Annotated in this window: 3 protein-coding genes and 1 pseudogene; 1 reads left to right on the top strand and 3 read right to left on the bottom strand. The window is 62.4% G+C overall.

The window, feature by feature from the left end; translation table 11 throughout:
* The coding region (locus tag JWQ61_RS01075; RefSeq protein ID WP_304358881.1) for a bile acid:sodium symporter at positions 1-417 on the top strand (417 nt) is incomplete at its 5' end.
* A gap of 17 nt (positions 418-434) precedes the next feature.
* Here the strand turns inward: JWQ61_RS01075 and JWQ61_RS01070 are convergent.
* The 3 genes and pseudogenes from JWQ61_RS01070 to JWQ61_RS01060 form a co-directional block, all read right to left on the bottom strand.
* Positions 435-1,484 (bottom strand): NADP(H)-dependent aldo-keto reductase, encoded by a 1,050-nt coding sequence (locus JWQ61_RS01070; protein ID WP_304358880.1) that lies wholly within the window; start codon positions 1,482-1,484, stop codon positions 435-437.
* A gap of 189 nt (positions 1,485-1,673) precedes the next feature.
* Positions 1,674-2,972 carry an MFS transporter gene (locus JWQ61_RS01065; protein ID WP_304358879.1) on the bottom strand — a complete coding sequence of 433 codons (1,299 nt, stop codon included), beginning with the start codon at positions 2,970-2,972 and terminating at the stop codon, positions 1,674-1,676.
* A 91-nt stretch (positions 2,973-3,063) separates the two neighbouring features.
* Positions 3,064-3,564 (bottom strand): annotated as a pseudogene (locus tag JWQ61_RS01060) (ABC transporter substrate-binding protein); the annotation flags it as partial.

Below are 3,564 nucleotides of genomic sequence, written 5' to 3'. Positions count from 1 at the left end.
GACCAGGGTTCGATCCTGCTGGTGGTCTACACCGCCTTCAGCGAAGCCGTGGTGCAGGGTTTGTGGCAGGAGTTGCCGCCGCTGTCGCTGGTCGGCCTGATTGTGGTGGTGGCGCTGCTGCTGTTCGTGATGCTGAGTATCGCCACCTGGGTCAGCCGCCGCCTGGGCTTTAGCAAGGAAGACGAAATCACGATTGTGTTTTGCGGCTCGAAGAAGAGCCTGGCGAGCGGCGTGCCGATGGCGAAAGTCTTGTTCGCCGGGCATACCGTCGGCATGATCGTCTTACCTTTGATGCTGTTCCACCAGATCCAGTTGATGGTGTGCGCGGTACTGGCAAAACGTTATGCCGCGCGTCCGATCGAGATCGTCGCCGGCGGCCCGGCGCCGGTCTGGTCTGATGTAAGCCCGGAAGACTGAGCCGCGGGCTTGGCCCGTCAGGGAGCGGGGTTAGGCTGGCGCAGGTGGATTGCTTCGATCTCGCGCAAGATGTCTTCATCCAGCGTGATATCGATGCTGTCGAGATTGCTTTGCAATTGCTGCAGCGTGGTGGCGCCGACGATATTGCTGGTCAGGAAGCCGCGGCTGTTGACGAAAGCCAGCGCCATCTGCGCCGGATCCAGTCCGTGTTTTTTCGCCAGCGCCACATAATCGCCAACCACCCGGTTGACCTGCGGATTGGTGTATCGGCTGAAACGTTCAAACAGCGTCAGGCGGCCGCCGGCCGGCCGCGCCCCATCCAGATATTTTCCCGATAGCACGCCAAACGCCAGCGGCGAATACGCCAGCAGCCCGACCTGTTCACGGAATGCAAACTCCGAGTGGCCGATTTCAAAAGTGCGGTTGAGCAGGCTGTACGGATTCTGGATGCTGACCACGCGCGGCAAATCGAATTTCTCCGAAGCACGCAAGAACTCCGAGATTCCCCACGGCGTTTCGTTCGAAATCCCGATGTGGCGCACCTTGCCGGCCTTGATGAAGTCCGCCAGGATGGTCAGCGTCTCTTCAATCGGCACTGTCTCTTCATCAGGAATGTGGCTGTAGTTCAGCGTGCCGAAACAATTGACGCTGCGGTCCGGCCAATGCAGCTGGTACAGATCGACGTAATCCGTCTGCAGGCGTTCCAGGCTGCCGTTCAAGGCTTCGGTCAGGCCCTTGCGGTCGAAATTGTTGATGCCGCCGCGCACGTGGCGCGGATTGTGCGGCTTGCGCGCCGGGCCGGTGGCCTTGGTGGCGATCATGACTTCGCTGCGCCTGCCGGATTTTTTCAGCCAGCTGCCGATATAGCGTTCGGTCGAACCCTGGGTCTCGGCGCGCGGTGGCACCGGATACATTTCAGCGGTATCGATCAGGTTGACGCCGTGCGCCAGCGCCAGGTCGATCTGCGCATGCGCTTCTGCTTCCGTATTCTGTTCGCCCCAGGTCATGGTGCCGAGCGTAATCAGGCTGACCTTGAGTTTGCTGTGTCCGAGTTCACGATATTGCATTGTCGCTTCCTTTGCGGCGGGCGCTAAAAAAAATGGTGGTGTTGGTTTGACGATCTGGACCGCCGTGTGCGGCAGCGGGCAATCTGCCCGTGGATACAGGACGATTGCAGCTGGCTGCCGAGGGCTAAGAGTATAGCCGGATCGCTGTTTTCCTGCAGAGCGGGGCCTCCTCGCCGGAGGCCCCTGCAGTCAGGTGGCTGTTGGGGTTGCGGGCGACGGCGGTTGGGCCGGCGGATTTGGCGCGGCAGCAGGATTGACCAGTTTATCCAAGCCGAACAGGGTCGGGAACAAGCGTATCCACAGCAGCACCACGACCACCGTGCCGACGCCGCCCAGCAGCACTGCCGGTACCGGTCCCAGCCAGGCTGCGGTGACGCCGGATTCGAATTCGCCCAGCTGGTTGGAAGTGCCGATGAACACCGAGTTGACGGCGCTGACGCGGCCGCGCATGTGGTCCGGTGTTTCCAGCTGCACGAAGGAAGAGCGCACCACTACGCTGATCATGTCGGACGCGCCAAGCACCACCAGCGTCGCCAGCGACAACACAAATGAACGGGACAGGGCGAAGACGATAGTCGCCACGCCAAACACCGCAACCGCAATGAACATGCTGCGGCCGACGCGCCGGCTCAATGGTCGCCGCGCCAGGAAAATCGCGGTCGACAAGGCGCCCACCGCCGGCGCCGAGCGCAGCAGGCCGAGGCCGAGCGGGCCAGTGGCGAGGATGTCGTGCGCATAGATCGGCAACAGGGCCGTGGCGCCGCCCAGCAGCACCGCGAACAGGTCGAGCGATATGGCGCCGAGAATCGCCGGTCGGCTCTTGATGAAGGCAATCCCCGCCAGCAAGGAGCTGAGGGTCGCCGGTTCGCGCCGCGGCAACACGCTTTCAATGCGGATCAGCGACACCAGCAGGCTGGCGCCGATGAACAGCACGCTGCTGCTGGTATACACCGCGCTCGGCCCCAGCACGTAAATGAACCCACCCAATGCCGGGCCGATGATCACCGCCGTCTGCGTGGCCGATGCCGCCCAGGCCACGGCGCGCGGCAGCAGGCGCGCCGGCACCAGGCCGGGCACTAGCGCCTGCAAGGTCGGCGATTCGAAAGCGTGGGTGGCGCCGATCACAAACACGATGGCGAAGATGGCTTGCTTGTCGAGCCAGCCGTAAATGCTGCCGATGGCCAGCGCCGCCGCCGCCAGTCCCTTGATGAACAGGCAGATGCGGGCGATCTTGCGGCGGTCGTAGCGATCGGCGACATGGCCGACCAGCAGCGCCAGGAACAGGGCCGGCAGGAACTGCACCAGGCCGACCATGCCAAGGTCGAAAGCGCTATGTGTAAGTTGATAGACTTGCCAGCCGACGGCGACGATCTGCATCTGGTTGGCGATGGTGGAAGCCACCCGTGCGCCCCAGAACAGGGTGAACGGACGATGGCTCAGGACGGATTCGGATTCGGATTCGGGGCTGGCAGAGGCGGGGGCGGTCATGTGGCGTAGGAAAATCGGGGCAAGGCCATAGAATATGCTTTTCCCATGAAAAAAGCCGCTAACTTCAGCGGCTTTTTTGTAGCGATGTGGCTTATTCGGGATGGAACTGGTGGGCGAAAGTAAATTCGTCGGTGCGCGGCGTGTACTTCAGGCCCTTGCGTAGCGCCCAGGTTGCGTACTGATGATACAGCGGGATCAGCGCGTAATCGTTGAGCGCCACCACGGCGCCCTGGCGGGCGAAATCCTCGCGCTGTTTCTGGTCGACTGAAGCCAGCGACGACTGCACCAGCTGGTCCAGTTTCGGATTGGTGTATTTGCCCCAGTTCCACGAACCCCAGCCAGTATCCGGATTGGTGGTGCCGAGCAGGGTGCGCAAGCCGAAATCGCCGGCCAGCGTGCCCCAGCCGAGCAATGCGGCGCTATATTCGCCGGCGCGCGCCTTGCCGAAATAAACCGCCAGCGGCAGAGTCTCGACCTTGGCCTGGATCCCGACCCGGTTCAGGAACTGGGCGACGGTCTGCACCACGCGCTCATCGTTGATGTAGCGGTTGTTCGGACCATGCAGCGTAATGCCGAAGCCGTTGGGATAACC

Source organism: Collimonas fungivorans (assembly GCF_028292705.1).
Lineage (GTDB): Bacteria > Pseudomonadota > Gammaproteobacteria > Burkholderiales > Burkholderiaceae_D > Collimonas > Collimonas fungivorans_B.
The sequence above is the reverse complement of the archived record's forward strand: the minus strand, read 5'-3'. Positions and strand labels throughout refer to the sequence as shown.

What these genes read in the sequence shown, in the direction of transcription:
- JWQ61_RS01065 (WP_304358879.1), bottom strand. Translation starts at nt 2,972, where the DNA reads ATGACCGCCCCCGCCTCTGCCAGCCCCGAATCCGAATCCGAATCCGTC.
- JWQ61_RS01070 (WP_304358880.1), bottom strand. Translation starts at nt 1,484, where the DNA reads ATGCAATATCGTGAACTCGGACACAGCAAACTCAAGGTCAGCCTGATT.